Source organism: Roseomonas gilardii (assembly GCF_001941945.1).
Classification (GTDB): domain Bacteria; phylum Pseudomonadota; class Alphaproteobacteria; order Acetobacterales; family Acetobacteraceae; genus Roseomonas.
This window is the reverse complement of record NZ_CP015583.1, coordinates 2,401,949-2,428,550: the sequence shown is the minus strand read 5'-3', so window position 1 is coordinate 2,428,550 and position 26,602 is coordinate 2,401,949. Positions and strand designations below refer to the sequence as shown.

General features: G+C 70.4%; 21 protein-coding genes. 10 read left to right on the top strand and 11 right to left on the bottom strand.

The window, feature by feature from the left end:
- Positions 1-58 precede the first annotated feature (58 nt).
- From RGI145_RS11105 to RGI145_RS11095, 3 genes are all read left to right on the top strand, one after another.
- Positions 59-787 (top strand): gamma-glutamylcyclotransferase, encoded by a 729-nt coding sequence (locus tag RGI145_RS11105; RefSeq protein WP_075798383.1) that lies wholly within the window; start codon positions 59-61, stop codon positions 785-787.
- Between the two features lie 110 nt (positions 788-897).
- Positions 898-1,230 (top strand): PsiF family protein, encoded by a 333-nt coding sequence (locus RGI145_RS11100; RefSeq protein ID WP_075798382.1) that lies wholly within the window; start codon positions 898-900, stop codon positions 1,228-1,230.
- A gap of 177 nt (positions 1,231-1,407) precedes the next feature.
- A complete protein-coding gene (locus RGI145_RS11095) occupies positions 1,408-3,279 on the top strand; it encodes an AI-2E family transporter (RefSeq protein WP_075798381.1) in 1,872 nt (623 codons plus the stop codon).
- Positions 3,280-3,306: 27 nt separating this feature from the next.
- On the opposite strand, the gene RGI145_RS25045 is transcribed toward RGI145_RS11095, so the two are convergent.
- On the bottom strand, positions 3,307-3,453 hold the full coding sequence (locus tag RGI145_RS25045; RefSeq protein ID WP_156878493.1) for a hypothetical protein: 147 nt from the start codon (positions 3,451-3,453) through the stop codon (positions 3,307-3,309).
- Between the two features lie 353 nt (positions 3,454-3,806).
- On the opposite strand from RGI145_RS25045, the gene RGI145_RS11090 reads away from it, so the two are divergent.
- A complete protein-coding gene (locus RGI145_RS11090; RefSeq protein WP_075798380.1) occupies positions 3,807-4,340 on the top strand; it encodes a DUF2141 domain-containing protein in 534 nt (177 codons plus the stop codon).
- Between the two features lie 177 nt (positions 4,341-4,517).
- Positions 4,518-5,687: a multidrug effflux MFS transporter gene (locus tag RGI145_RS11085; RefSeq protein WP_075798379.1), complete on the top strand. Its 1,170-nt coding sequence runs from the start codon at positions 4,518-4,520 to the stop codon at positions 5,685-5,687.
- Between the two features lie 441 nt (positions 5,688-6,128).
- Here RGI145_RS11085 and RGI145_RS11080 read toward each other — a convergent pair whose 3' ends face one another.
- Positions 6,129-6,764, bottom strand: coding sequence for a DUF938 domain-containing protein (locus tag RGI145_RS11080; protein ID WP_075798378.1), 636 nt, complete (start codon positions 6,762-6,764; stop codon positions 6,129-6,131).
- 163 nt (positions 6,765-6,927) lie between these two features.
- On the opposite strand from RGI145_RS11080, the gene RGI145_RS11075 reads away from it, so the two are divergent.
- From RGI145_RS11075 to RGI145_RS11065, 3 genes are all read left to right on the top strand, one after another.
- A complete protein-coding gene (locus RGI145_RS11075) occupies positions 6,928-7,635 on the top strand; it encodes an SDR family oxidoreductase (RefSeq protein ID WP_075798377.1) in 708 nt (235 codons plus the stop codon).
- A 123-nt stretch (positions 7,636-7,758) separates the two neighbouring features.
- Positions 7,759-8,697, top strand: a complete 939-nt coding sequence (locus tag RGI145_RS11070; protein ID WP_083670606.1) for a 1-phosphofructokinase family hexose kinase — start codon at positions 7,759-7,761, stop codon at positions 8,695-8,697.
- Between the two features lie 33 nt (positions 8,698-8,730).
- Positions 8,731-9,384 carry a hypothetical protein gene (locus RGI145_RS11065; protein WP_075798375.1) on the top strand — a complete coding sequence of 218 codons (654 nt, stop codon included), beginning with the start codon at positions 8,731-8,733 and terminating at the stop codon, positions 9,382-9,384.
- 70 nt (positions 9,385-9,454) lie between these two features.
- On the opposite strand, the gene RGI145_RS11060 is transcribed toward RGI145_RS11065, so the two are convergent.
- The gene (locus tag RGI145_RS11060; RefSeq protein WP_075798374.1) at positions 9,455-11,809 is read right to left on the bottom strand and encodes a xanthine dehydrogenase family protein molybdopterin-binding subunit; all 2,355 of its coding nucleotides are present in this window, start codon (positions 11,807-11,809) and stop codon (positions 9,455-9,457) included.
- 118 nt (positions 11,810-11,927) lie between these two features.
- Here RGI145_RS11060 and RGI145_RS11055 point away from each other — a divergent pair, with 118 nt between their 5' ends.
- A complete protein-coding gene (locus RGI145_RS11055; RefSeq protein WP_075798373.1) occupies positions 11,928-12,197 on the top strand; it encodes a hypothetical protein in 270 nt (89 codons plus the stop codon).
- Between the two features lie 100 nt (positions 12,198-12,297).
- Here RGI145_RS11055 and RGI145_RS11050 read toward each other — a convergent pair whose 3' ends face one another.
- The 8 genes from RGI145_RS11050 to RGI145_RS11015 all read right to left on the bottom strand — a co-directional run bounded on the left by RGI145_RS11050 (position 12,298) and on the right by RGI145_RS11015 (position 24,998).
- Positions 12,298-15,468: an efflux RND transporter permease subunit gene (locus tag RGI145_RS11050; RefSeq protein WP_075798372.1), complete on the bottom strand. Its 3,171-nt coding sequence runs from the start codon at positions 15,466-15,468 to the stop codon at positions 12,298-12,300.
- Positions 15,469-15,474: 6 nt separating this feature from the next.
- Complete coding sequence (locus tag RGI145_RS11045; RefSeq protein WP_075798371.1) at positions 15,475-16,890, bottom strand: efflux RND transporter periplasmic adaptor subunit; 1,416 nt, start codon at positions 16,888-16,890, stop codon at positions 15,475-15,477.
- Between the two features lie 491 nt (positions 16,891-17,381).
- Positions 17,382-18,695 carry an MFS transporter gene (locus RGI145_RS11040; protein ID WP_083670604.1) on the bottom strand — a complete coding sequence of 438 codons (1,314 nt, stop codon included), beginning with the start codon at positions 18,693-18,695 and terminating at the stop codon, positions 17,382-17,384.
- 178 nt (positions 18,696-18,873) lie between these two features.
- Entirely contained in the window at positions 18,874-20,265 is a 1,392-nt protein-coding gene (locus tag RGI145_RS11035; protein ID WP_075798370.1) for an FAD-binding oxidoreductase, read from the bottom strand.
- A 38-nt stretch (positions 20,266-20,303) separates the two neighbouring features.
- Complete coding sequence (locus RGI145_RS11030) at positions 20,304-21,185, bottom strand: dimethylarginine dimethylaminohydrolase family protein (RefSeq protein ID WP_075798369.1); 882 nt, start codon at positions 21,183-21,185, stop codon at positions 20,304-20,306.
- 151 nt (positions 21,186-21,336) lie between these two features.
- Positions 21,337-22,767 carry a mannose-1-phosphate guanylyltransferase/mannose-6-phosphate isomerase gene (locus tag RGI145_RS11025; RefSeq protein WP_075798368.1) on the bottom strand — a complete coding sequence of 477 codons (1,431 nt, stop codon included), beginning with the start codon at positions 22,765-22,767 and terminating at the stop codon, positions 21,337-21,339.
- Positions 22,768-22,879: 112 nt separating this feature from the next.
- Complete coding sequence (locus RGI145_RS11020) at positions 22,880-24,388, bottom strand: tripartite tricarboxylate transporter permease (RefSeq protein ID WP_075798367.1); 1,509 nt, start codon at positions 24,386-24,388, stop codon at positions 22,880-22,882.
- A 13-nt stretch (positions 24,389-24,401) separates the two neighbouring features.
- Positions 24,402-24,998, bottom strand: coding sequence for a tripartite tricarboxylate transporter TctB family protein (locus tag RGI145_RS11015; protein WP_075798366.1), 597 nt, complete (start codon positions 24,996-24,998; stop codon positions 24,402-24,404).
- Positions 24,999-25,386: 388 nt separating this feature from the next.
- Between RGI145_RS11015 and RGI145_RS11010 the strand changes: the two genes are divergently transcribed.
- A complete protein-coding gene (locus RGI145_RS11010) occupies positions 25,387-26,571 on the top strand; it encodes a M20 metallopeptidase family protein (RefSeq protein ID WP_075798365.1) in 1,185 nt (394 codons plus the stop codon).
- The last annotated feature ends 31 nt before the right edge of the window (positions 26,572-26,602 follow it).

Sequence of the window (26,602 nt, the reverse complement as noted above, 5' to 3'; positions counted from 1 at the left end):
TGTTGCATAGGGAGCTCCGAATCGTCGCACCCGCGAGAGACGCGGCGACCCGGAGCCCATGTCCCTGACCGATCCACCCTCTCCATCCGATCCCGACGAAGAGATCTCCATCTCCGGCGCCCTGACACGCGACCTGCTGCGTTCGGGCAAGCTGGACCGGATGGTGTCCGCGGCGGTGCCCGGCCTGCGCCTGATGAGCGATGCCGAGCGCGAGGCCTCGCTGCGGCAGACCCTGGCGGCCCGGCCCGGCGGTGCGGACGGCGCCTGGGTCTTCGCCTACGGCTCCCTGATGTGGAACCCCACCATCCACCATGCCGAACGGCGCGTGGCGAGGGTGGAGGGGTGGCACCGTTCCTTCTGTCTCTCGACTCCGATCGGCCGTGGCACGCCCGAGAATCCCGGCCTTGTCCTTGCCCTCGACGAAGGCGGGCATTGCGACGGCGTCGCCCTCCGCCTGGATGAGCCGCATCTCTCGGACGAGCTTTCCCTGCTCTGGCGGCGGGAAATGCTGACGGGTGCCTATCGCCCTGTCTGGGTGCCGCTGCGCGATCTCCGTGGGCAGGTCTTCGGCCATGGGATCGCCTTCGTCATCGACCCCGCCGGTCCGCAATGCGTGCGGCTGGGCGAGGCGGAGACGGTGCGCCGGCTCGCCACCGCGCGGGGCCAGATCGGCTCCTCTGCGGACTACCTGTTCCGGACGCAGGAGGGCCTGGAGGCCCTCGAACTGAGCGATCCCGCCATTGAGCGTCTCGCCGGGCTGGTGGCCGGGTTCGGCGCGGCCGCCTGAACGCCGCGCCCCATGCCGGGGCGGGACGAGAAGGCTTGCCTCCTTCCGGGAAACGGGTCTCTGCTGCGCCCGGCGGGCACAAGTCCGTCGCAGCGGAGAATCTTCCAGCCATGCGGTTGTTCCCGACTCTCCTGGCCTCGGCGGCGCTTCTCGGCCTGTCGGTGGCCTGTTCCCCTTCCTTTGCCCAATCGGCGTCCCAGACGGCGCAGCAGCAGCGCATGAAGGACTGCAACGCCACGGCCAAGACCCGTTCCCTGTCCGGCGACGGGCGAAAGCAGTTCATGAGCGCCTGCCTCGCCGGCAAGGCGGACAGCACCCAGAGCGCCGCCGCGCCCGCGACCCAGCAGGACCGCATGCGGAGCTGCAATGCCGAGGCTGGCACCAAGAAGCTCGCGGGCGATGAGCGGCGCAGCTTCATGAGCACCTGCCTGTCCGGGCACTGAGCCTGGCCCGGCGCCGGCAGCGCCACGCCGGCGATATTGCCCGGCAGGCCCGGCCTGTGGTGCGATGCATCAGGGCCGGGTCGCCCGCCTGAACCCGGATGCCCGGCCCGCGTTGCCTCCCCATCCCACGCCATTTCCGGTGGGGGGCCATGGCGGCGCGGCACAGCAGGCGGTTGCATGAATATGTTCGAGACCAGACGGCCGCCCTTGCCGGTTGCCATGCCGGCGCGGGGGATCATGACCCTGATCGCCAGCGCCATCGTGATCGCCGGCCTCTATTTCGGCCGCGATCTGCTGGTGCCTATCGTGCTGGCGGTGCTGCTGGCCTTCGTGCTGGCCCCGGTGGTGCGCGTCCTGCGCCGCTTCCGCCTGCCCCGCGTGCCCGCCGTGCTGATCTCGGTGCTGCTGGCCTTCGCCCTGCTGCTCGGGATCGGTCTGGCGGTCAGCCGCCAAGGGGCGCAACTGGCGGGGAACCTCTCCACCTACCAGGCCGCCATCCAGCGCAAGGTCAACGCGCTGCGCCTGGATGAACTGGTGCGGCAGGTGGACACGCTGTTGCGTGGCATGAGCAACCTGGAGGACACCTCGCGCACCATCCGCCGTCCGCCGCCCGCCTCCGGGCAATCCGACCTGACCCCGCTGGAACTGGCCCGGGGCGTGGCGGAGCCGCTGTTCAAGCCGATCGCGACCACCGGCATCGTGGTGGTCTTCACCATTTTCGTTCTTTTGTACCGGGAGGACCTGCGCGACAGGTTGATCCGCCTCGCCGGCACGCGGGACCTTCATCGCACCATGACGGCGATGACCGACGCGGCCTATCGACTGTCGCGTTACTTCCTGGCGCAAGTCGCGCTCAACGCCAGCTATGGCCTCTTCGTGGGCACCGGCCTCTGGCTCATTGGCCTGCCCAATCCCGTGCTCTGGGGCATCCTCGCCGGGGTAATGCGTTTCGTGCCCTTCGTCGGCACGCCCATCGCCGTGGTGCCGCCGGTTCTGCTGGCCCTGGCGGTCGATCCCGGCTGGTCCATGGCCATCTATGTCCTGCTGCTCTTCGCCTGCAGCGCCCCCCTGATGGGACAGGCGCTGGAGCCGCTCCTCTACAGCCACAGCACCGGCCTCTCGCCGGTGTCGGTGATCGTTTCCGCCACCTTCTGGGCCTTCATGTGGGGGCCGATCGGCCTGCTGCTGGCGACGCCGCTCACCGTCTGCCTCGTGGTGCTGGGGCGGCATGTGGAGCGCATGCAGTTCCTCGACATCATGCTGGGCGACGGGCCGCCGCTGAGGCCGGAGGAGACCTTCTACCAACGCGCGCTGGAGGGGGATGTGGACGGGCTGGTGACCCAGGCGCGGCAGATGCTGCGGCACACGCCGCTCTCGGTCTATTACGACGAGGTTGCCCTGCGCGGCCTCGCCCTGGCGCAGGAGGACCGTTCGCGCGAAGAGCTGGGCCCCGAGCAGTTCGGGCAACTCCGCCAGCACGTGGCCATGCTGCTGGAGGATCTGGCCGTCGGGGTCGAGGACCCGCCGGCCCGCCTGCCGCCGCCTGCCGCTGCTCCCGGCGACGAATTCGCGGAGACCGATGCGATCCCGATTCGCCAGGGGCTGCCGGCGCCGTCCTGGCGCGCCGACGGCGCCATGGTGGTGATCGCGGGCCGGGGCGAGCTCGACGATCTGGCGGCGGAAATGGCGGTGCAGATCTTCCGCCGCCACGGCTTCGGCGCGCGGGCGGAAAGCAACAACGTGCTGGAAACGGCGAATCTGGAGCGGCTGGACCCCGCGGCGATCCGTCTCTGCTGTCTGTCGGTTCTGGAGGAAGGCAGCAGCGCTGCGGGGGTGCGGCATTTCCTGCGCCGCATCAGGCGGCGCCTGCCGGAAACCCGGATCGTGGTGGCGCTCTGGCACGCACCGGCCGGGAGTCTGATGCTCTCAGCTCTGAGGAGCGAGAACCCCGGCGAAACCATCACCACATCCCTGCGGGAGACTGTGGCGCTCTGTCAGGCCGTGTCGGCCTGGGCCCTCAAGGACGAGGAGGAGCAGCCCGCCGGCTGAGAAGCCGGCGGCTGGTGCTCGGCCGGATCAGCGGTAGACGGCGTCCGCGGCAGCGCGGGCGGCACGGATCTGGCTGAAGAAGTTGCGCAGCTTGGCGAAGAGCATCTCGGCGAGCTGGCGCTGACCCTCATGGGCCATGATCATCGACTCACCCATCTCACGGAACGTGTTCATCTCGATTTCCCTCATCTGCGGAAGGGGGCGCTTGGCTGCGCCGTTTTCCCTGTCTCGCTGCACCGCAAGATGGACCTTCCACACAGGCGATTCAAGTCAAAAGCAATGACTTCCAAGTATGTCTGGCAGGTTTTTCTAGGGGTTATCTGTCTTGCACAAGAATTCGTTCGGTCATCGGTAAATTCTATAACTTTTATAAGACTTGCTGCCGGGCCATGGCTCGGTCGCGCCATCGGCAGCAGACAAGCTCTCGGCGAAGGGGTATCGCCCTGTGGACAACGCCGGATGACGGCCCGTGACCCGGCCCAGCCGGCCGTGCCCCGGGTCGCGCGAGATCAGGGGAGAGGTCCGCCATGACGAAGCGATCCCGAATCCCGGGCCGCCACACAGCCCGGAGCCTGGCCCTGGCATGGGCCGGGGCGATGCTGTGGGCATCCCTGTCGCCGGGACAGGTGCGTGCCGAGGGGCCGGCGCCCGCCGAGCAGAGCGCGATGCCTTGCAACGCCACCAGCCAGGACCCGAGGATCATGGTCCATGTGGTGGGCGCGCGCAGCGGCAAGGGCGAAGTGGCCGTCACCCTCTACGGCTCGCAGCCGGACCGCTTCCTTGCCAGTGGCGGGTCGATCGCGCGGCAGCGCGTGCCGCTGAACGGCACGACCCAGTTGGAGGCCTGCTTCGCCATCTCCGGCCCGGGGCTCTATGCCGTCTCCATCTATCACGACGAGAATGCCGACCATCACTTCAACCGGTCCCTGCTCGGCCTGCCGGAGGAGGGGTATGGCTTCTCCAACGACGCCCCGACTCCGCTGCGCGCGCCGTCCTTGCGCGAGGCCGGTTTCCAGGCGGGGCCCGGCCTGACCGAGGTGACGGTCCGCCTTCGCTACTGACCGCCGCGACGAGCGTGCGGCGGGAAGGGGCCCCACCCGTGGTTATCCCGTCCACCCCGGCGAATCGGTGATCGCACCCATGGCCTTGACCGCCCGTTTGCGGCAGGGTCCAGACCTCGCTCCCCGCCTTGCCCCGATGCCGCCGCATCTCCGCTTCCCACCGGTGCCCGTGTCCTGATGCCTTCCTGGCTTCCCTTTCTTCTCGGCTTCCTGACCGCCATCGGTCCGATCTCCACGGACATGTACCTGCCGGCCTTCCCGGCGATCGAGGAGAGCCTGAGGAGCGGTGCCGGCTCGGCGCAGGTCACGCTCGCCGCCTGGTTCATGGGGCTGGCCGTGGGGCAGATCACCCAGGGCACGCTGTCCGACCGCTTCGGCCGGCGTGGGCCGCTGCTGGCGGGAACGGCGATCTACACCCTGGCCTCGGTCGGCTGCGCCGTCGCACCGGACCTCGCCACGCTGTCCATATGCCGTGCCCTCGCGGCCTTCGGCGGCTCGGCCAGCATGGTGATCCCGCGCGCCGTGATCCGCGACAAGGCCGAGGGGCTGGAGGCCACGCGCCTGATGTCCCGCCTGATGCTGATCATGGGCGTGGCGCCGATCCTGGCGCCCTCCCTCGGCGGTCTCCTGCTCGGCATCGCGGACTGGCGGATGATCTTCTGGGTCTCGGCCTTCTACGGGGTCGTGTCCTGCCTGCTGGTCTGGCGCTTCCTGCCGGATACGTTGCCGCCGGAGCTGCGCGTCTCGCTCGGCTTCACGAGCCTTCTCGCGCGCTATATCGCGATCCTGCGCGACCCGAGCTTCGTCACCCATATGCTGATGGGCGGCTTCATGATGTTCGTGATGTTCGCCTATCTGGGCGGCGTGCCGCCGGTCTTCATCGAGATCTTCGGCGTCAGCCCGCAGACCTTCGGCATGCTCTTCGGCATCAATGCCATCGGCTTCATCGGCATGTCGCAGGTCAATCCCTGGCTGGTCGGACGCTATGGCCATCATCGGGTGATGAGCTGGGCGGCGCGGTTCTCCTGTGCGGCCATCATCGTCCTGGTCGTGGTTACGCTGACCGGCCCCTTCGGCCTGCTCAGCGTCTTCCTGCCGATCTTCTTCGCCATCGCCGCCTCCTCGCTGATCATGCCCAACGCGGCGGTGGGCGCGCTGTCGCGGCAGGCGGCGCGGGCCGGTTCGGCTTCGGCGCTGATGGGCATGCTGCAGTTCACCATCGCCGCCAGCGCCGCGCTGGTGGTCGGCGCGCTCAGCGACGGCACGGCGCGGCCGCTCGCCTTCACCATGCTGCTGGGCGTCTGCGGCGCGCTGGTCGCGGACTGGTTCCGCCGACGCGCCGCCTGACCGGCATCCGGTGCCGCCCGCTCCCCTCGTCTGCGCGGGCCAGGGTCTTCCACCCTGTGCGCCGCTCCGGGTTTTAGGGCTTTAAGATTTTAGGTTTTTAGTCCTTTATCCGTCCGGATGGAGGTGGGGCCTTGCTCTGCGGACGAGCGGATGCTAGTTGGGCTCTTGTCTCCAGGGGACAGTGACCTTGTGGTGGAATGTTGATTTTATTCCTATAGCCTAGGCCGGGTTCGGGAAGCAAGGGGCGTTTGGGAGGCGCGGGATCGGGCCTTCGGGCCGACGGTCACCGTGAGTGCCAGCTCATCGGGTTCAGGGCGCGTAGCGTCCTGGCGGTGAGGGGGGGGCCGGGGGGAGAGGCGGTGCCTTTCCCCCCGGGGCTGGCCATGGAGCGCGGCGCCGGAGCCTCGCGAACCCAGGCGCCGGCGTATTTCGCCGGTCACATCAGTCACCCTCGCGGCGGAAGACCACGCAGAGATTGTTGGCTGGCATGTCCACGACTTCCGACCGGCGGAAGCCCTGCCTGGCGGCTTCGGCCGTCACGTCCTCCAGGCGCCGCAGGCCCCAGGCGGGGTTGCGGAGCCGGAGACTGCGGTCGAATTCCTCGTTGCTGGGCGCGGTGACCACATCGTCCCGCCGATAGGGGCCGTAGAGCAGCAGGACACCGCCGGGCGGCAGGACCCGCGCGGCCCCCGCCAGCAGGCCCAGGGTCGCCGCCCAGGGCGAGATATGGATCATGTTGATGCACAGCACCGCCGCGGCACGCGGCACGGGCCAGTCCTGGCCGCTGCTGGCATCCAGGTCGAGCGCCGGGCGCAGGTTCGGCAGGCCGCTCGCGGCCGCCCAGGCATCGATGCTGGCGCGGGCCGAGGGGTCCGGGTCGCTGGGCTGGAAGACCAGCCCGGGCAGGGCCTCCGCGAAATGTATCGCGTGCTGTCCCGTGCCGCTCGCCACTTCCAGCACCAGCCCTTCCGCCGGCAGGTGGTGCCGCAGCACCGACAGGATCGGGGCGCGGTTGCGCTCCGCCGCCGGGGCGTGGCGCCGCCGGTCCTCCGCGTCATTCGTTTCGCCGTCGCTCATGCGCGTTCCTCGCTCTCGTTCCGGGCATCATGAGCCTTCCAGACGGAGGGCCGGCAAGCCGCCTCCGTTCCGGAGTGGCCGCGTGCATGCCGGGACGGCACGGTGGAATGCAGCCGCCGCGCCCCCTGGGCGCTTCATGGGCAGCAGACAGGAGGGCGGGATCATGCCGCAGGAACAACGCGTCGCGCTGGTGACGGGCGCCGCCCACGGCATCGGGTTGGCGGTGGCCCGGCGCTTGGCCCGGGATGGCTACCGGGTGGTGATCGCCGATCGCGGGGAGGCGCCACCGGATGTCGCGGCGCGCTTCGTCCGGGCGGATGTCGCGGAGGAGGAGGCGGTGCGGGCGCTGGTGGACGGTATCCGCGACGGGGAGGGGCGCCTCGATGCGCTGGTCTGCAATGCCGGCTTCATGATCCGCAAGCCGATCCGGGAGCTCAGCCTCGCCGAATGGTCCTCGGTGCTGGCCACCAACCTGACCAGCACCTTCCTGCTGGTGAAGGCGGCCGAGGAGATGCTCCGCGCGGCGAAGGGTGCGGTGGTCACGGTCGCCTCCACCCGCGCGCACCAGTCGGAGCCGGATACCGAGAGCTATTCCGCCAGCAAGGGCGGGTTGCTGGCGCTGAGCCATGCCCTGGCCGTCAGCCTCGGCCCCGATGTGCGGGTGAACTGTGTCAGCCCCGGCTGGATCGACACGAAGGGCGAGGCGCTGCGCCCCGAGGACCATGCCCAGCATCCCGCGGGCCGGGTCGGGCGCCCGGAGGATGCGGCGGCGCTGGTCGCCTGGCTGCTGGGGCCGGAAAGCGGCTTCGTCACCGGAGCGGAATTCGTCACCGACGGCGGCATGACCCGGAAGATGATCTATGTCGAGTAGGGGGTCGAGCAGGGGGGCGAGCAGGATGCCGGATAGCGGCATCGTGGCCGGCCCCGTGTTGGAGGGGGCGGCTGGGGCATGGCATGCTCCGGCGGGAAACCCCGAGGATCAGGACACGCGCCATTGACGAAGTCCCGTATCGTGACGCTGACGCTGAACCCGTCGGTAGACCTGACCAGCGTGGCGGAGAAGATCCGGCCGATCCACAAGATCCGCACCGAATCCGAGGCCCATGACCCCGGCGGCGGCGGCATCAACGTGTCGCGCGTGGTGAAGGAATTCGGCGGCGAGACGCTGGCGTTGATGCTGGCGGGCGGTGCCACGGGGCATCTGCTGGAGGAACTGCTGGATGAGGCCGGGGTGCCGCGCCAGTCCATCGCCGTGCAGGGCTTCACCCGCATCAGCCAAACCGTGCTGGAGCGTTCCACCGGCCTGGAATACCGCTTCGTGCCCGAGGGACCGCTGATCGCCGATTCCGAGTGGCAGGCGGCGCTGGGCGTGCTGGAGACCGTGGAGGGCGGCTGGCTGGTCTGCAGCGGCAGCCTGCCGCGCGGCGTGCCGGTGGATTTCTATGCCCGGGCCGCGCGCATCGCCGCCGGGCGCGGGCTGCGCTTCGTGCTGGACACCTCCGGGCAGGCGCTGATCCAGGCGCTGGAGGCGCCGGTCGATCTCATCAAGCCCAGCCTGAGCGAGTTCCAGACCCTGGCTGGGCGCGAGCTGAAGGACCCACGGGAGCAGGAGGCAGCCGCCACCGAGATCGTCCGTTCCGGCAGGACGCGCATCCTGGCGGTCACGCTGGGCGCGGACGGGGCGATCCTGGCCACGGAGAAGCGCACCATCCGCCTGCCGGCGCTCAAGGTCGAGGTGAAGGGCGCGGTGGGGGCCGGCGACAGCTTCCTGGCAGCCATGGTGATGGCGCTGTCCCGTGGCGCGGAGCCGGAGGAGGCCTTCGCCTGGGGCATGGCCGCCGGCGCCGCCGCCGTGTCCAACCCCGGCACCGCGCATCCGCGCGAGGCGGATGTCCGCATGCTGCGGCAGCGCATCGCCCTGCCGCCGGGCTGAGCCGGGAGGGCCCTTCGTGAAAGGAGTGCGGAGATGATCCGGCCCGCCGTTCCTGTCGTCCTGCTGGGGGCCGCCCTACTGGCCGCGGTGGGCCCCGCCCGGGCGCAGGAGACCGCCTTCACCCTGGTCAACCGCACGGGGGAGCCGATCCGGTCGGTCTATGCGACGCCGGCCCAGGTGCCGAACTGGGGGCCGGAGCGGCTGCGCGGCGGGCCGGTGCCTGATGGCGGCAGCCGACGCATCCGGCTGGACGGGGCGGGCGGCTGCGTGCTGGACCTGCGGGCCGTGACCGGGGCGGGGCTGGTGCTGGACCGGCGCGGCGTCGATGTCTGCCGTGAGCGGCAGGTGGCCTTCGCGCCCGTGCCGCCCGTATCGCCCGGCCAGGGTCCCGGATATCGCGGCGCCTATGGTGGCCCCCAGGGCATGGCGCCCGGCGCGGCGGCCTTCAGCCTGGTGAACCGATCCGGCCGCGCGGTCACGCAGCTCTATGCCACGCCCTCCACGCGGGGGAACTGGGGGCCGGAGCTGCTGGGGCCGCGCGGCGCCATCCCGCCCGGGGCGGCACGCTCGGTGGAGCGGGAGGCGGGTGCCTGCGTCTATGACCTGCGGGTGGTCTATGCCGATGGCGGGGTGGAGGACCGGAAGGGCCTCGATACCTGCGCCATGCCGCGCATCACCCTGCCCTGAGGGGGCATTCCGGGGGACTTTCCGGGCCGCATTCCGGCGCCGCCGGGGTGACCCGGCGGCGCCATCTCCCTCAGGCCGCCCTGGCCATGGATTGCCCCAGGGCCTGCCAGACGCGCTCGGGCGTGGCGGGCATGTCGAGATGGGTGACGCCATCGGCGGCCAGAGCATCCACCAGCGCGTTCATCACCGCGGGCGGGGAGCCCACCGCGCCGGCCTCGCCGGCGCCCTTCACGCCGAGCGGGTTGGTCTCGCAGGGGATCTCGACGAGGTCCACCTCGATGGCGGGCAGGTCCTCGGCGCGGGGCAGGGCGTAGTCCATGAAGGAGGCGGAAAGGAGCTGGCCGCTTTCCGGGTCGTAGACCGTGCGCTCGTGCAGTGCCTGTCCGACGCCCTGGGCCACGCCGCCATGCACCTGGCCGCGCACGATCAGCGGGTTGATGGCGTGGCCGACATCGTCCACGACGAGGTAGCGGGCGATCTCGATCAGGCCGGTCTCCGGGTCCACCTCGACCTCGGCGACGTGGCAGCCGTTCGGGAAGGTGCCGAAGGGAACCTCGGCGACCTCGGCGGCGTCGAGCAGGGTCGCGGACTCGCCCTTCGCCACGGCGGCGCGCTGGCGGGCGGCGAGCTCCAGGATGCCGATGCCACGGTCGGTGCCGGCGATGGTGAAGCGGCCGCCGCCGTCGAGCGCGCCGGTGGTGGTGAACTCGATATCGGCGGGAGCGGCCTCCAGCGCCTCGCCCGCCGCCTGCCGGCCGCGCTCCAGCACGGTGGAAGCGGTGGCGAGCAGGGCGGTGCCCTCGGAATAGAGGGAGCGGGCGCCGCCGGTGCCGCCGCCGGTCGGGATCTCGTCGGAATCGCCCTGGCGGACGCGGATCCTGTCCACCGGCACGCCCAGGCGCTCGGCGATGATCATGGTGTAGGCGGTTTCGTGGCCCTGGCCGGTGGACTGGGTGCCGACCAGGACCTCGACATTGCCATCCTCGGTGAAGCGGACCTCGGCGCGTTCGCTCGGGTCGCCGCCGGTGGCTTCGAGGTAATAGGCGAGGCCGATGCCGCGCCGCTTGCCGCGGGCGCGGGCCTCCGCCTGCCGGGCGGGGAAGCCGGCCCAGCCGGCGCGCTCCAGCGCCTCGTCCAGCACCCGGGCGAAGTCGCCGCTGTCGTATTTCTGGCCGACCGGGGTGGTATGCGGCATGGCGCTGGGTGGCACCATGTTGCGGCGGCGCAGTTCGGCCCGGTCGATGCCCAGCTCGCGGGCGGCGGCGTCGATCAGGCGCTCGACGAGGTAGTTGCTTTCGGGGCGGCCGGCGCCGCGATAGGCGTCCACCGGGGTGGTGTGGGTCAACGCGCCGATGACGTTGGCGTAGATGGCCTGGAAGCCGTAGACGCTGGCGAGCACCTTGGTGCCGGCGGCGGTGGGGATGAAGCCGGCGAACTGCGAGAGATAGGCGCCCATGTTGGCGAGGTTGCGGGTGCGCAGCGCCAGGAATTTCCCGTCCCGGTCCAGTGCCAGCTCGCCCAGGGTGATGTTGTCGCGGCCATGCGTGTCGGAGACGAAGGCCTCGCTGCGCTCCGCCGTCCACTTCACCGGGCGGCCCAGCCTGCGGGTGGCGTAGCAGGCCAGCCCGTATTCGACATAGCAGAAGAGCTTCATGCCGAAGCCGCCGCCGACATCGTGGGTGACGACGCGGAACTTCTCCTTGGGCAGTTTGAAGACATGCTCGGCCAGCATGTCCTTCAGGTGCCAGGCGCCCTGGCTGGTGGCCTGGAGGGTGAAGCGTTCCGTGGCGGCGTCGTATTCCGCGAGTGCCGCCCGGCCCTCCATCGAGGCGACGACGACGCGGTTGTTCACCACGGTCAGGCGCGTGACATGCGCGGCGGTGTCGAAGAGCGCGTCGGTCTTCGCCTTGTCGCCGATCGCCCAGTCGAAGACGCGGTTCTCCGGCACGTCGTCGAAGACCAGGGGCTGGCCGGGCTCGTTGGCGGTGGCGAGGTCGGTGCAGGCGGGCAGCGGGTCGTAGTCCACCAGGATAGCCTCGGCGGCGTCCTTGGCGGCGTCGAGGCTTTCCGCCACCACGAAGGCCACCGGATCGCCGACATGGCGGACCTTGCCGCTGGCGAGCAGAAAGCGCGGGGCATTGGCGGAGCGGGTGCCGTCGCGGTTCTTCAGGCTGCCGGCATGGGGGAGGGGGCCGAGCCCGTCCGCCGCCAGATCCTCCGCCGTGTAGATGGCGAGCACGCCGGGCATGGCGCGGGCATCGGCGGTGTCGATGGAGAGGATCGTCGCATGGGCGTGCGGGCTGCGCAGCAGGTAGCCGGTCGCGGTGCCGGCGACGGCGAGGTCGTCGGTGTAGCGGCCCTCGCCCTTCAGCAGGCGAGGGTCCTCGACGCGACGCAGGGATTGGCTGAGGCCGAACTTGGCCATGATTCTTGTCCTCCCACCCGGAAACCGGTGGGCATCATCGGCCGGGAGCGGGGCGGCTGGGAAGGGGGACGGAGGCGTCGGGGCGTGACCATCGCGCCCGCCCGGGCGTTGTCGCGCGATGAGCGACAGGGTCGAGGCCTTCCTGGCGGGGCTGGGAAGGCTGCCGAAGGGCTATAGCGAGGGAAACCATGCCGGGCGGCGCTATGGCGTCACGCTCGCCGGTTCGGGCGATGGGCGGCGGCGCTGGCTGTATGCAGAGGAGCTGGGCGGCAGCGGCCGGATCAGCTGCAACATCTATCTGGACAGGGAGGGGAAGGCGTTGCTGCGGCCCTGCGAGATGCCGCTCGACAAAGTGATCGACTTCGTCCTGGGCTTCCGCGCCGGATAGGACGGATCGCGTCCGGGTGGTTCCATCCGGACGCGATCCGTTTTCGGGTGGCACGGGCACCGGGGCAGGTGCGGCCCCGGTGCGCTCGGGTTCCCGGCGCTCAGGCCGCCGGCTGGGCCGGCGGGCGGTCGCCTCCGGTGCTGCCCATCCAGCCCTTCACGCGCTCGCGCAGCGACTGGAAGGTCACGTAGAGCATCGGGATGAAGAAGATGCCGACCAGCGAGGCGGCGAGCATGCCCCAGAAGACGGGGGTGCCCACCGCGCGGCGGGATGCGGCGGCGGCGCCGCTCGCTGTCACCAGCGGCAGCAGGCCGAGGATGAAGGCGATCGAGGTCATCATGATCGCGCGGAAGCGCAGGCGCGATCCCTCGATGGCGGCTTCGCGGATGCTCTTGCCGCCCTCGCGGGCCTCCTTGGCGAATTCCACGATCAGGATGCCGTTCTTCGCCGCGAGGGCGATGAGCACGACGAGTCCGATCTGGGCGTAGATGTCCAGAGACAGCCCGCTGAACAGCACGCCGAGGAAGGCGCCGGTGATGGCCACGATCACCGAGAGCAGCACCGGCACCGGAATGGTCCAGCTCTCGTAGAGGGCCACGAGGAAGAGGAAGGCGAAGAGCACCGCGAGCGCCAGGATGATGCCGGTCTGGCCGGAGGCGAGGCGTTCCTGGTAGGCGGTGCCGGTCCATTCGAAGCCGTAGCCGGCGGGCAGGGTGCGGCCCGACAGTTCCTGCATCGCGTTCAGCGCATCGCCCGAGGAGACGCCGGCGCGCGGCGAGCCCTGGATGGTGATGGCGCGGTAGTTGTTGTAGCGGCCGATGGTCTGCGGCCCCAGCACGACCCGGGCGGTGGCCAGGGCGCTGAGGGGGACCATCTCCCCGTTCGAGTTGCGGATGAAGACGCGCCACAGGTCCTCGACATTGGCGCGGTCGGGGAACTCGGCCTGGAGGTTGACCTGCCAAGTGCGGCCGAAGAGGTTGAAGTCGTTGACGTAGTAGCCGCCGAGGGTGGCCTGTAGCGTGGAGAAGATGCTGCTGATCGGCACCTGGAGGGACTGTGCCTTGTCGCGGTCCACGTCGAGGTAGAGGCTCGGCGTGTTGGCGGTGAAGGTGGTGAAGACCGCCGACAGGCGCGGGTCCTGGTTCGCCGCGGCGATCAGGCCCATGGCGGCGGAGCCGAGATCGGCGGGGGAGCGGCCCTCGTAGTCCTGGAGCACGTATTCGAAGCCGCCGCCGGTGCCCAGGCCCTGGATGGGCGGCACGTTGAAGGCGAAGGCGTTGGCGGTGCGGATGGACTGCACCTGGCCGAAGACGCGGCCGATGGCGGCCTGGACGCTGCCCATGGCGCCCTCGCGGTCGGCGAAGGGCTTCATGCGCACGACGACGAAGGCGGAGTTGGACTGCGCGCCGCCGTCGATGAGGGAGAAGCCGACCACCGAGAGGGTGCCCTGCACGGCCGGGTTCTGCCGGACCAGGTCCTCGATCTGCTTGGCCACCTCGCGCGAGCGGGAAACGCTGGCGGCGGGGGGGAGCTGGGCCTGGACGAAGAAGGCGCCCTGGTCCTCGGCCGGCAGGAAGCCGGTGGGGGTGCGGCGGGAGAGCTCCCAGGTGCCGAAGGCCAGCACCGCGATCAGCAGCACCGAGAGGGCGGAGACGCGAACCAGCCGCGCCACGATCCCGGCATAGCGGTCGCGCGTCCAGTCGATGCCGTTCAGGACGCGGCCCATGATGCCGCGCCGCCCGCCGCCATCGGCCGCATGGGGGCTGGGCCGCAGCAGGATGGAGCAGAGCGCCGGGGAGAGCGACAGGGCGTTGAGCGCCGAGATCAGCATCGAGGCGGAGATGGTGACCGCGAACTGGCGGAACATCTCGCCCGAGAGGCCGGGGATGAAGGCGATCGGCACGAAGACCGAGAGCAGCACCAGGGTGATGGCGATGATCGGCGCGGTGATCTCGCTCATCGCCTTCTTGGTGGCCTCGGCCGGGGTGAGGTGGGGTTCCTCCTCCATCACGCGCTCGACATTCTCGACCACCACGATGGCGTCGTCCACGACGATGCCGATGGCGAGCACCATGGCCAGCAGGGAGATGGTGTTGGCCGAGTAGCCGAGGCCGAGCAGCACGATGAAGGCGCCGATCAGGCTGACCGGCACGGCGACGGTGGGCACGATGGTGGCGCGCCAGGAGCCGAGGAAGAAGAACACCACGGCCACGACGAGGACGAAGGCCTCGATCAGGGTCTTGATGACCTCGTGGATGGTGTCGTTCACGAAGTCGGTGGTGTCGTAGAAGACGTTGGTCTTCATGCCCTCCGGGAAGCGCTGGGACAGGCCGTCGAGCGTGTTGCGCACGGCGGCGGCGACGTTCACCGCATTGGCGCCGGGGGAGAGGTAGATCGCGAAGGCGACGGAGGGCTGGCCGTTGTAGCGGTTCTCCGTCTCCATGGTCTGGGCGCCGAGCTCCAGCCGCGCGATGTCGCGCAGGCGCAGCACCGAGCCGTCGGTGTTGGCGCGGATGATGATGTTGCCGAATTCCTCGGGGCTGGTCAGGCGCCCCTGGGTTTGCAGCGTCATCTGGAACTGCTGCGTGTCCGGCGCCGGGCGTCCGCCGAGGCGGCCCACCGCGGCCTGGACGTTCTGCGCCTGTACCGCCGCCACGATGTCGGAGGGGGTGAGGTTCAGGCTGACCAGGCGGTCCACGTTGAACCAGACGCGCATGGAATAGTCCTGCGCGCCGAAGATCGACACGTCGCCCACGCCGGGCACGCGGGCCAGCGTGTCCTTCATGTTGATGGTGAAGTAGTTCGATAGGAACAGCGGCGACTGCGCGTTACCCTCGGAATAGAGGGTGCCGAAGAGCAGCACCGAGGAGGATCGCTTTCGCACCGTCACGCCGCTGCGCTGGACTTCCGTCGGCAGGCGGGCCAGGGCGGCCTGGACGCGGTTGTTCACGTTCACCGTGGCGATGTCGCCGTTGGTGCCCAGGGTGAAGGAGACGGTGAGGCTGTAGGTGCCGTCATTGGCGCTCTTCGAGGACATGTAGATCATGTTCTCGACGCCGTTGATCTGCGCCTCCAGCACCTGGGCGACGGTGCTCTCGATCACCGCGGCGTTGGCGCCCGGATAGGTGGCGCTGACCTGCACCTGGGGCGGCACAATGTCCGGGAACTGGGCCACCGGGATGCGCATCAGCGAGATGGCGCCCGCGATGGTGATCACGATGGAGATGACGAAGGCCAGCCTCGGCCGGTCGACGAAGAGGGAGGAGATCATCGTCGGTCAGCCGGGATTCCGCTGGGCCGGGGATGCCGGCTGCGTCGAGGGCGCCTGGCTGCCTCCGGGCTGGCTGCCGCCGGTAGGGGCGCTGCCAGAGGGAGCGTTGCCAGAGGGAGCGTTGCCAGAGGGGGCACTGCCAGAGGGGGCGTTGCCGGATGGAGTGCTTCCGGGCTGGACCGGGCCGGGGGCCGGGGTGGCGGCGGGTGCCGCCGGGGCGGGGTTCACCACCTGTCCGGGGCGGACGCGCTGGATGCCCTCGGTCACCATGGTGTCGCCGGGGTTCAGGCCCTTCTCCACCACCGTATCCGCGCCCAGGGCGCGGCCGAGGGTGATGTCGCGGCGCTGGGCCTTCTTCTCCGCGTCCACGATGAAGACGTAGGAGCCCTGCTGGTCCTGCAGCACGGCGGCGCGGGGCACCACGATGGCCTGCACCGGCTCCACGCCCTCGACATAGACGTTGACGAACTGGCCGTCGATCAGCGAGCGCGAGGGCACCGTGCCGCTGCTGTTGTTGCCGCGCACCGGGTTGGCGACCAGGGCGCGCACCAGGATCGTGTCCGTGTTGCGGTTGATCTGGTTGTCGATGAACTCGATCCGCCCGCTCTCGGGATACAGTTCGCCGGTGTTCAGGCGCACGCGCACGCGCACGGCGTCGATGCCGCCGCGGTTGGCGTAGCGCTCGTAGAGCTGGGTCGCGGCGCGGGAGCTGATGGGGAAGGAGACGCGCATCGGGTCCTGCGACACGATGGTCGCCAGGGTGCCGACATCGGGGCTGACCACGTTGCCGATGGTGAGGTTGGTGCGGCCGATGCGGCCGTCGATCGGCGCGATGATGTTGGTGTAGCCGAGGTTGATCTGCGCCACGCGGAGCTGGGCCTGGGCGGAGAGCAGGTTGGCGTTGGCGGTGCGTTCCTGGGCGGTCGCCGTGTCCAGGTTGGCGCGGGTGCCGAAGTTGCTGCGCGCGAGGTCCTGGGCGCGGGCGAGGGAGACGCGGGCATTGGTCAGCTCCGCTTCCGCCGAGGCGACGGAGGCCTGGGCCTGGGCCACCTGGGCCTCGAAGGGCGGACGCTCCAGCCGGTAGAGCACGTCGCCGCGCCTGACCTCCTGGCCTTCCTGGAACAGGCGTTCCTGCATGAAGCCGGTGACGCGGGCCTTGAGGTCCACGCGGTCGGTGGACTCGATCCGGCCGACGAATTCGGTGCTTTCCGTGACCGGGCGCGGCCTCAGCTCGATCACGCCGACCGCCGGCGGGCCCTGCGGCGCGCCCTGGGCCCAGGCCGCGGGGGCCAGGGCGGACAGGCCGAGCGACGGCAGCAGCACCGGCGCGGCGAAGGTGGAAGCGACGAGGGTGGCTGGCGCAACGAGCACCGACCAGCCCAGCGAGAGGCCGAGCGAGCCCTTGGCGATACGTCCCAACATCGTGGCTACTCCAGGCGTATCCGCGGACAACCGGGAAGGGGCCCGGGTGCGGTCTGATGGGGCTCCGGACGGCACCGCCCGCGGAACCGCAGGGATTCGCGAGTGGGATTCCGGCGTTGTTCTTGTCCGTCCCCGGCTCCGGACAGATTCGGGGCAGGGCGTCAAACGGAGGGATGGCCCGGCGAGGGCCACCGGTCAAGACTTACATTCGTGAATGATTGTGCTGCCGTATGTTTCCCGCCCGGCAGGAGCGGGGCTTTTTCCGCAGCCTTTCCCATGCGGGGCGGGGGCGGAACGGGACCGGGGAAACCTCGCACGACGATGCCCTCCGCGCTGGCTGCGGAACGGCAACTCGCCATCCGCACCGCGGAGCGACAATCCCATATCGCCGGCGGGCTGTTAACGATCTCGTGGGGCGGGCGGGACGGCGCCCGTTTCTCCCGGGGGTAGGCGTGCCCATCCCCCCGCGCGTTTCCTCCGGGATGGGCCGGTCACGGGCCGGCCGGTGCCGGCCGGCTTCGCCCCAGCCAGGCGAAGGCGAGGGTGCAGAGCACCACCACGAACGCCAGAAAGAGCAGCGCGGCGCCCGTGCCGGCATGGCTCGCCACCACGCCCGAGCCGGGCTGGAGCACGGCGGCCCCGAGGAAGAAGGACAGGTTCACCGCCGAGAGCGCCTTGCCCGTCTGTTCCGGCGGCACCAGGGCGCGGGTGGCGGCGAAGATCAGCGGCTGCACCCCGATGCTCAGGCCGAAGAGGGTGAGCATGGCGAGGTCCCAGCCCACCGGCAGGGGGCCGAGCAGGCCATCCGGCCCGCCGGCGACCAGCAGGCCGATGGCGGCGGCGGCGGCGAGATGCCCGCCGATCAGCAGGCGCCGGCGCCAGCCCTCGTGCCGGCGGTCCACCACGCCCCATCCGATGGTGCCGAGGATCAGGGCCAGGGTGGCCAGCAGCAGCACATGTCCCGTGTGCAGGCGGTCCAGGCCCTTGTCCAGCATCAGCCAGGGACCGCCCCAGAGGCCACGCAGGCAGACCACGATGGCAAAGGAGCAGAAGGCCAGCACCACCGCCCCGCGCAGGCGGCGCGAGACGACGAGGCGCAGCACCTCGACCGCGTCGCCCAGCAGGGAGCGGCGACTCTCGCTGCCGGGCACCGGACGGTCGCGCACCAGCAGGGCGGTGCAGAGCAGGGCGAAGACGCCAAAGCCCAGCGCCGCCCAGAAGCCGGCGCGCCAGCCCTCCCGCTCCACCAGCCAGGCGAGGGGGGAGGCGGAAAGCAGCATGCCGGTGTTGCCGATGGCCTGGATCAGCCCGCTCCAGAGGCCGAAGCGGGCCGGGCTCATGCGCTTGGCGGCCAGGGTCATCGGGGCGATCAGCGCCCCGGCGCAGCCCAGGCCGAGGACGAGCTGCGCGACGAGGAAGCCGGCCGGGCCGCCCGCCAGCGCGGCGAGCAGCGTGCCGATGCAGACGATGCTCAGCAGGGCCAGGGAGACCGGCCGCACGCCGAAGCGGTCCAGCGCCACGCCGACGGGGATCTGACCCAGGGCGAAGGCGATGTGGTAGGAGCCGGTGAGGCTGGAGAGGCCCTCCGCCGTGAGGCCGAGATCGAGCTGGATGCGGTCGGCGGCGATGGCGGGCAGGGTGCGCAGCCCGTTGGACAGCATGTGGCCCAGGGCGAGGGCGAGGACCGGCAGGACGAAGCCGGCCTCGGCGGGCGCGGCGATCCGTGCGGCCTGATCCCCGACGGCCTGCGGGGCGGCCGGCGACAGGGCTTCCCGTGGCTGGAGCCTGGATTGGCGCCGTGACATGGCGAGCGTCTTCCTTCCCATGATCCGCCCGGAGGCTTGTGCCGCCCCTCGGGCCGCCCGGCGGCCGTTGGGCCATGCCGGGCCGGGCCGGCGCCCCCGTGCGGGCGGCCGGTCCGTCGTGTTGAATCCTCCCCGCCGCGTCCGGCGTGGCCCCAAGGGCGCCGGGGAGGGCGAGGCGTCAGTTCCGGAAGATCTTGCCCGGGTTCAGGATGCCCTTGGGGTCGAGCGCCGTCTTGACCGAGCGCATCACCGCCAGGGCCTCGGGGCCGTGCTCGGTCTCCAGGAATTCCCGCTTGCCGAGGCCCACGCCGTGCTCGCCGGAGCAGGTGCCGCCGAGGGAAAGGCCGCGGGCGACGATCCTCTTGTCCAGCTCCCAGGCGCGGTCCTGCGCCGTGGGGTCCTCCTGGTCCACCAGGATGGTGGTGTGGAAGTTGCCGTCGCCGACATGGCCGACGATGGGCGCGGTCATGCCGGAGGCGAGGATGTCCTCCTTCGCGCCGACGATCGCCTCGGCGAGGCGGGAGATGGGCACGCAGACATCGGTGGCCATGCCGCGCGAGCCGGGCTTGAGCGCGACCGCGGCCCAGTAGGCGTCGTGCCGGGCCTTCCAGAGCCGGTTGCGCGTTTCGGCATCCGTGGCCCAGGCGAAGCCGCTGCCGCCGAAGGCGTCGGCCAGTTCCTGCACCGTTTCCGCCTGTTCCTGCACGCCGGCGGGCGAGCCGTGGAATTCGAGGAAGAGGGTGGGCAGGGCGGCGTAGCCTTCCAGCTTCGAATAGCGGATGCAGGCTTCCATCTGGATCTCGTCCGCCAGCTCGATGCGGGCGACGGGGATGCCCGCCTGCATGGTGGCGATGACGCATTCCACGGCGCCGCGCAGGGTCTGGAACTGGCAGACCGCGGCCGAGGTGGCCTCGGGGATGCCGTGCAGGCGCAGGCGGATCTTCGTGATGATGCCGAGCGTGCCCTCGGAGCCGATCAGCAGCCGGGTCAGGTCATAGCCGTTGGCGGCCTTGCGGGTGCGGGAGCCGGTGTTGATGACGCGGCCATCGGCGAGGATGACCTCCAGCCCCATGACGTTCTCGCGGATCGTGCCGTAGCGCACGGCATTGGTGCCGGAGGCGCGGGTCGCGCACATGCCGCCGATGGTGCAGTGGCTGCCGGGATCGACGGGGAAGAACAGGCCCTGGTCGCGCAGGTGGTCGTTGAGCTGGTGGCGGGTGACGCCCGGCTCGATCAGGCAGTCCATGTCCTCCTGGCTGACCTCCAAGATGCGGTCCATGCGTGAGAGGTCGAGGCTGATGCCGGCGCGGACGGGGTTGGCATGGCCTTCCAGCGAGGTGCCGGCGCCGAAGGCGGTCACGGGCACCTCGTGCCGGTGGCAGAGGGCGAGGAGGCGGGAAACCTCCTCGGTCGTCTGCGCATAGGCGACGGCGTCGGGCAGGGTGGGGGTGGAGGTGTCCTCCCCCCGGCTGTGCTGTTCCCGCACCGCCTGGCTGGTGGAAAGGCGGTCGCCCAGGAATTCGCGGGCCTCGGCGATCACCTGGTCCACGGGCCTCGACTGGATGTTCATGGGCGTTTCACTCCGCTTCGCGCGACAGGAAAATTGGGTCACGCCTCGCGTGACAGGGGGCAGGTCAGGCAGTGGGGACCGCCGCCGCCGAGGGTGAAGAGTGTGATCTCCGGATCGAGCACCGTCAGCCCCTCCGCCCGCAGGGCAGCGTTGAGCGCGGTGCTGGCCCGGGCGGAGACCACCTGGCCGTCGCCCAGGGCGAGGATGTTGCAGCCGAGGGACATGGCGTCGCGGTAGGGGACGGGAAGGCAGCGGATGCCGTGCCCCGCCAGCCAGGCGACGAAGCCCGGATCGAGCACGTCGAGGCAGGCGACGGCGAGGCCGGGGGCGGCCATGCAGAAGATCACGTCGAGATGCAGGAAGTGCTCGTCGAAGGGCTCGACGCGGACCTCCCAGCCCTCGGCGCGAAGCCAGCCGGCGAGCTGTTCGGCGCCGTCCTCGTCGGTGCGGCCGCCGCTGGCGCCGATGCAGGCGAGGCCGGGGCGGATGATATGGATGTCGCCGCCTTCCAGCGTGCCGGCGCTGGACTTGCGCCAGAAGGTGGAGCCCTGGGCGGCGTGGAAGTCGATCAGGGGGGCGTATTCGCCCCGGCGCTGCGGGCGTTCGAGCTGGCAGAGCACCGGGCCGGCATGGGTCACGACCACGCTGTCGCGGGTATAGACCATGTAGGGAAGGTGCGGTTCCGGCACGAGCCGGTGGACCCGCGCGCCGCCCTGGGCCAGGGCGTGGCAGAGCTCGGCATGCTGTTCGCGCAGGTGCTCGATGGCCGGGCGCTGCCGCGTTTCGCCGAGGGTGCGGCGGACGATGCTGTTCAGCGGCAGCCAGCGGTAGTGGTCCGGCGGGCAGACCAGCACGTCGTTCAGGCGGCCGGTTTCGCTGCCGACGCGCCAGGACGCGCCGGGGAGGGGGGAGGCGGGCATGGGGCGCAGCGTAGCGCGTGGCAGGCGCGGGCGGAAACGCCTCCTCCGGTGCGCGGCGGCGAAAGAGAAACGGGCGCCCCCGGTGGGAGGCGCCCGTTTCCGCGTTCGGACCGGATGGCGCCGTGGCGCCACCCGGGGGGAAGGCTGGGCCTCAGGCCCGGCCGTAGTTGTCCTCGTAGCGGACGATGTCGTCCTCGCCGAGATAGGAGCCCGACTGCACCTCGATCAGGGTCAGCGGGATCATGCCCGGGTTCTCCATGCGATGGACGCAGCCGAGCGGCAGGTAGACGCTCTCGTTCTCGCGGACGAGCATGCGCTCGGAATCCCGCTCCACGATCGCGGTGCCGTTCACGACGACCCAGTGCTCGGCGCGGTGGTGGTGCTTCTGCAGGCTGAGCTTCTGGCCCGGGCGGACCTGGATCTTCTTCACCTGGAAGCGGTTGCCGAGGATGAGGCCCTCGTAGTGGCCCCAGGGGCGGTAGGCGCGGCGGTGTTCCGTGGCCTCCTTGATCCCGGCGGCCTTGAGCTTCTCCACCAGCTTCTTCACGTCCTGCGCCTTGTCGCGGGACATGGCGAGCACGGCGTCCTCGGTGACGACGATCACCGCGTCCTTGAGGCCGACCACACCGGTGAGCATGCCCTCGGAGCGGACGAAGCAGCCCTCGGCCTCCACGAGATGGACGGGGCCGTGGGTGGCGTTGTCCTTCTCGTCCTTGGCCGAGACGGCCCAGAGCGCATCCCAGGAGCCGACATCGGACCAGCCGAGCGAGGCGGGGACGACCACGGCGTGCGGGGTCTTCTCCATCACCGCGTAGTCGATGGAGATGGACGGCGCCTTGCAGAAGGCTTCGGCATCGAGGCGCACGAAGTCGAGGTCGCGCTTGGCGCCCTCCACCGAGGCGCGCACGGCCTCCATCAGCTCGGGCGCCAGGCGCTCCAGCTCCGCCAGCCAGGTCGCGGCGGAGGCCACGAACATGCCGGAATTCCAGAGATGGCGGCCGCCTTCCAGGAAGTGGCGGGCGGTGGCGGCGTTGGGCTTCTCGACGAAGCTCTTGATCTTGAAGAGGCCCTCGGCCGTCGGCAGCGGGTCGCCGGCCTCGATGTAGCCATAGCCGGTCTCGGGCGCCGTCGGCTTCATGCCGAAGGCCACGATGGAGCCGGCCTTGGCGGCCTCGGCGGCGAGGTTCACCGCTTCCAGCAGGGCGTCCTTGTCCTGGATCACGGCATCGGCGGCCATGATCCAGAGGATGGCGCGTGGGTCCTGCTCGGCGGCGATCAGGGCGGCGGCGGCGATGGCGGGGGCGGAGTTACGGCCCTCCGGCTCCAGGACGATGCGCGCGCCTTCGATGCCGTCCTCGCGCAACTGCTCGGCCACCAGGAAGCGGTGCGGTTCGGAGGCCACCAGGATGGGTGGCGCGAAGCCGGGGCCCTGGGCACGGCTCGCCGTGGCCTGGAGCATCGTCTTCTCGCCGACCAGGGGCCAGAACTGCTTCGGATAACCCTCGCGCGACAGGGGCCAGAGCCGGGTGCCGGTCCCTCCGCAGAGGACGACGGGAATGAGAGACGCAGCGGCAGCTGTCATCGATCGCGCGGGTCCTTACACTCGGTTGCTTCACGACCTAGCGGAGCGCTGCATAAAAGGGAAGCGGGCCATAGGCCCGCCTCAAATTTTGAAACTTGTTACTTTTACAAGATCATTCCGCGATGGCCTCATCTTTTTTCTTGCGCAGAGCCGGAAGCATCATGGAGCCGAGGACGATGGCGCAGATGACCAGGAGGGAGGCGCTGATGGGGCGGTTGGCGAAGTCGATGAAGACATAGGCGTCGCCGCGGGAAAGGAGCATGGCGCGGCGGAGGTGTTCCTCCATCATCGGGCCGAGCACGAAGCCGATCAGCAGCGGGGCGGCGGAAAGGTTCAGCTTGGTGAAGACGTAGCCCAGGATGCCGAAGGCGAGCGTCTGGTAGACGTCGAAGACGCTGTTGTTGAGCGAGTACACGCCGATCACGCAGAACATCAGGATGGCGGGGTACATGTACTTGTAGGGCACGCTGAGCAGCTTCACCCACATGCCGATCAGCGGCAGGTTGATGACCAGCAGCATCAGGTTGCCGATCCACATGGAGCAGATCAGGCCCCAGAACAGGTCGGGCTGGGCCTCCACCATGCGCGGGCCGGGCTGGATGCCCTGGATGATCAGGGCGCCGACCATCAGCGCCATCACCGCGTTGGCGGGGATGCCCAGGGTGAGCAGGGGGATGAAGGAGGTCTGGGCGGCGGCGTTGTTGGCGGATTCCGGCCCGGCCACGCCCTCGATGGCGCCGTTGCCGAACTCGTGGCGGTACTTGGAGACCTTGCGCTCCAGCATGTAGGAGCCGAAGGCTGAGAGTGCGGCGCCGCCGCCGGGCAGGATGCCCAGCACCGAGCCCAGCACCGTGCCGCGCAGCACCGAGGGGGTGGCGCGGCGGAATTCCTCCTTGGTCAGCCACAGGCTGCCGATCTTGGTCTTGAGCACCTCGCGCGCCTCGGGGCGCTCCAGGTTCAGGATGATCTCGGAGATGCCGAACATGCCCATGGCGATGGAGGCGAAGCCCAGGCCGTCGGAAAGCTCGGGGATGCCGAAGGTGAAGCGCTGCTGGCCGGTCTGCACGTCGGTGCCGACCAGGCCGAGGGCCACGCCCAGCACCACCATGGCGATGGACTTGAGCACCGAGCCCTGGGCGAGCACGGCCGAGATGATCAGGCCGAGCAGCATGAGCGAGAAGTAGTCCGCCGGGCCGAAGGAGAGCGCCACCTGGGTGAGCAGCGGGCCGGAGGCCGCCACCACCAGGGTGGCCACGGTGCCGGCGAAGAAGGAGCCCAGCGCCGCGATGGTCAGCGCCGCCCCCGCCCGGCCGTTGCGGGCCATCTTGTAGCCCTCGAGCGTCGTGACGACCGAGGAGACCTCACCGGGCAGGTTGAGCAGGATGGCCGTGGTCGAGCCGCCATACTGGGCGCCGTAGTAGATGCCGGCCAGCATGATGATGGCGGTGGTGGCGGGCTGGCCGAAGGTGATGGGCAGCAGCAGGGAGATGGTGGCCACCGGGCCGATGCCCGGCAGCACGCCGATGGCGGTGCCGATCAGGGCGCCGAGCAGCGCGAAGAGCAGGTTGTCGAAGGAGAGCGCGACGCCGAAGCCGTGCGCGAGGTTGGCGATGAGGTCCATGGTGCGTGTGCTCTCAGAAGGCCGTCGGCCAAACCGGCACCCGGATGTCGAGCTGCCAGATGAAGATGACCCAGGCCATCACGATCAGCGCCACCAGCATGCCGAGCACGCCCCGCGCCGTGTGGCTGCTGTCGGCGAAGGCACTGACGGTCAGGCTGAGCACCAGCGCGACCACCAGCCCGAGCGGCTCCAGCGCCAGGGCGAAGACCGCCATGGAGACGCTGACCAGCGCCAGCGGGCGCCAGCCCGGCGAGGCGGCCATGATGCCCAGCCCGACCACGAAGGCGAAGCCGATCTGGCGCCAGTTGCCCTCGCCGACCCCCATGCGTTCCAGCACCTGCCAGACCACCAGCCCCGCCGCGGTGCCCAGCAGCACCGTCGTCAGGTCCGTGTTCGTCCAGCGCTCCAGCGCGTCCGGGCCGCTGCGCAGGCTCACCAGGACGACCAGCGCCCCCAGCACCAGCAGCAGCACGAACACCAGCATGGGCATGTAGCCCGGCCCCATCCGCCGGGCATCGCCCAGCGTGTGCTCCGTGTTCAGCCAGAGCCCGACCAGGGCCAGCAGTACCAGCAGCCCCCCCGAGATCAGGTCCTTCGTGTTGATCTTCACGCGTCTTGTCTCCGAATCGCGCTACGCGGCCGGTTCGGGCCGGGCATGGCCTCATCCTCAGCCACCCCGGACGGGGGAGAGGCAGTGTCCAGCAAAGGCATGGGGAGGAACTGGCGGGCGGGTTGCGCCGGACATCCCGGCATCCGGCGCTCTGCGCACCGGCCGGCGGCGCCATTGGCACGCGGCATCCCGTTTCCTCCCATGACTTTGAAGTTGACCAAGCGTAATGCGGGGAAACGCTTCGTCGCAAGGGACCGCCCTTGTGGGATGGCCCACCTTTTTTCATGCTGCCCCGCAGCAGGGGCTTCCGCCCTTCCGCTTTCCATTCCGCGCGGCCCCCGGGCGATCTCCGCCCGCCGGGGCCGTCCCGCGCCCTCCGGAGGCTCCGATGACGGAACCGCGCCCCAACGACCCCACCCGCCGAATCGCCGCGATCGCCGAAGCCGCCGAGACGCGGCTGATCGGCCTGCGCCGCGACATCCACGCGCATCCGGAGCTGGGCTTCGAGGAGGTGCGCACCGCCGGGATCGTGGCGGCGGAGCTGGAGCGCCTGGGCATCGCGCACCGGACCGGGGTGGGGCGGACCGGCGTGCTGGGGGTGATCGAGGGCGGCCGGCCGGGGCCGACCCTGGCGATCCGCGCCGACATGGACGCGCTGCCGATCCACGAGGAGACGGGGCAGGATTTTGCCAGCACTGTTGCCGGGAAGATGCATGCCTGCGGGCATGACATCCACACGGTGACGCTGCTCGGCGTGGCGGAGGTGCTGCGGGAGATCGCGCCGATGCTGGCGGGCCGCGTCGCGCTGGTCTTCCAGCCGGCGGAGGAGATCCTGGAGGGTGCCGCCGCCATGATCGCCGACGGGGCGGCGGAGGGCGTGGACATGGCGCTCGGCTTCCACAACGTGCCGGACAGGCCGGTCGGCAGCTTCGGCTATGTGCGCGGCACCGGGCTGGCGGCCTCGGACCTGTTCGACCTGACCATCCGGGGGAAGTCGGGCCATGCGGCGCACCCCTATGCGGCGGTGGACCCGATCGTGGCGGCGGCGCAATTCGTGTCGCAGGTGCAGACGGTGGTGAGCCGCGAGGTGCGGCCGCTGCATCCCGCCGTGGTGACGGTGGGCATGTTCCAGGGCGGCACGACCTACAACATCATCCCCGAGCGCGTGGCCCTGAAGGGCACGGTGCGGACGCTGCACCCGGAGGCGCGCGACACCGCCGAGGCCGCTATCCGCCGGCTGGTGGCCGGGCTGGAGGTCGGGATGCGCGTGACCTGCGAGCTGAACTATGCCCGCCGCGTGCCGCCGCTGGTGAACGACGACCGGGTGCTCGATCCCTCGGTGGCGGCGATCCGGGCGCAGCTCGGCGTCGAGCCGGAGGCGGGGGAGCCGAGCATGGGGTCGGAGGATTTCTCCGCCTTCTCCGAGCGGATGCCCGCCTTCCAGATGCTGATCGGCTCCGGCGCGCCGGGGCGGGACGACCGGCTGCACAACGCCTTCTACCAGCCCGATGAGCGCTGCATCGCGCTGGGCGTGCAGGCGCTGTCCCGCGCGGCGCTCGAATTGCTGTCCTGAGCGTGACGGGCCTGACAGGAGAATGAGGTCG

Excerpts from the sequence above, each read along its gene's own strand:
- RGI145_RS11105 (WP_075798383.1), top strand. The coding sequence starts at position 59 with ATGTCCCTGACCGATCCACCCTCTCCATCCGATCCCGACGAAGAGATC.
- RGI145_RS11100 (WP_075798382.1), top strand. The coding sequence starts at position 898 with ATGCGGTTGTTCCCGACTCTCCTGGCCTCGGCGGCGCTTCTCGGCCTG.
- RGI145_RS11095 (WP_075798381.1), top strand. The coding sequence starts at position 1,408 with ATGAATATGTTCGAGACCAGACGGCCGCCCTTGCCGGTTGCCATGCCG.
- RGI145_RS25045 (WP_156878493.1), bottom strand. The coding sequence starts at position 3,453 with ATGAACACGTTCCGTGAGATGGGTGAGTCGATGATCATGGCCCATGAG.
- RGI145_RS11090 (WP_075798380.1), top strand. The coding sequence starts at position 3,807 with ATGACGAAGCGATCCCGAATCCCGGGCCGCCACACAGCCCGGAGCCTG.
- RGI145_RS11085 (WP_075798379.1), top strand. The coding sequence starts at position 4,518 with ATGCCTTCCTGGCTTCCCTTTCTTCTCGGCTTCCTGACCGCCATCGGT.
- RGI145_RS11080 (WP_075798378.1), bottom strand. The coding sequence starts at position 6,764 with ATGAGCGACGGCGAAACGAATGACGCGGAGGACCGGCGGCGCCACGCC.
- RGI145_RS11075 (WP_075798377.1), top strand. The coding sequence starts at position 6,928 with ATGCCGCAGGAACAACGCGTCGCGCTGGTGACGGGCGCCGCCCACGGC.
- RGI145_RS11065 (WP_075798375.1), top strand. The coding sequence starts at position 8,731 with ATGATCCGGCCCGCCGTTCCTGTCGTCCTGCTGGGGGCCGCCCTACTG.
- RGI145_RS11060 (WP_075798374.1), bottom strand. The coding sequence starts at position 11,809 with ATGGCCAAGTTCGGCCTCAGCCAATCCCTGCGTCGCGTCGAGGACCCT.
- RGI145_RS11055 (WP_075798373.1), top strand. The coding sequence starts at position 11,928 with ATGAGCGACAGGGTCGAGGCCTTCCTGGCGGGGCTGGGAAGGCTGCCG.
- RGI145_RS11050 (WP_075798372.1), bottom strand. The coding sequence starts at position 15,468 with ATGATCTCCTCCCTCTTCGTCGACCGGCCGAGGCTGGCCTTCGTCATC.
- RGI145_RS11045 (WP_075798371.1), bottom strand. The coding sequence starts at position 16,890 with ATGTTGGGACGTATCGCCAAGGGCTCGCTCGGCCTCTCGCTGGGCTGG.
- RGI145_RS11040 (WP_083670604.1), bottom strand. The coding sequence starts at position 18,695 with ATGTCACGGCGCCAATCCAGGCTCCAGCCACGGGAAGCCCTGTCGCCG.
- RGI145_RS11035 (WP_075798370.1), bottom strand. The coding sequence starts at position 20,265 with ATGAACATCCAGTCGAGGCCCGTGGACCAGGTGATCGCCGAGGCCCGC.
- RGI145_RS11030 (WP_075798369.1), bottom strand. The coding sequence starts at position 21,185 with ATGCCCGCCTCCCCCCTCCCCGGCGCGTCCTGGCGCGTCGGCAGCGAA.
- RGI145_RS11025 (WP_075798368.1), bottom strand. The coding sequence starts at position 22,767 with ATGACAGCTGCCGCTGCGTCTCTCATTCCCGTCGTCCTCTGCGGAGGG.
- RGI145_RS11020 (WP_075798367.1), bottom strand. The coding sequence starts at position 24,388 with ATGGACCTCATCGCCAACCTCGCGCACGGCTTCGGCGTCGCGCTCTCC.
- RGI145_RS11010 (WP_075798365.1), top strand. The coding sequence starts at position 25,387 with ATGACGGAACCGCGCCCCAACGACCCCACCCGCCGAATCGCCGCGATC.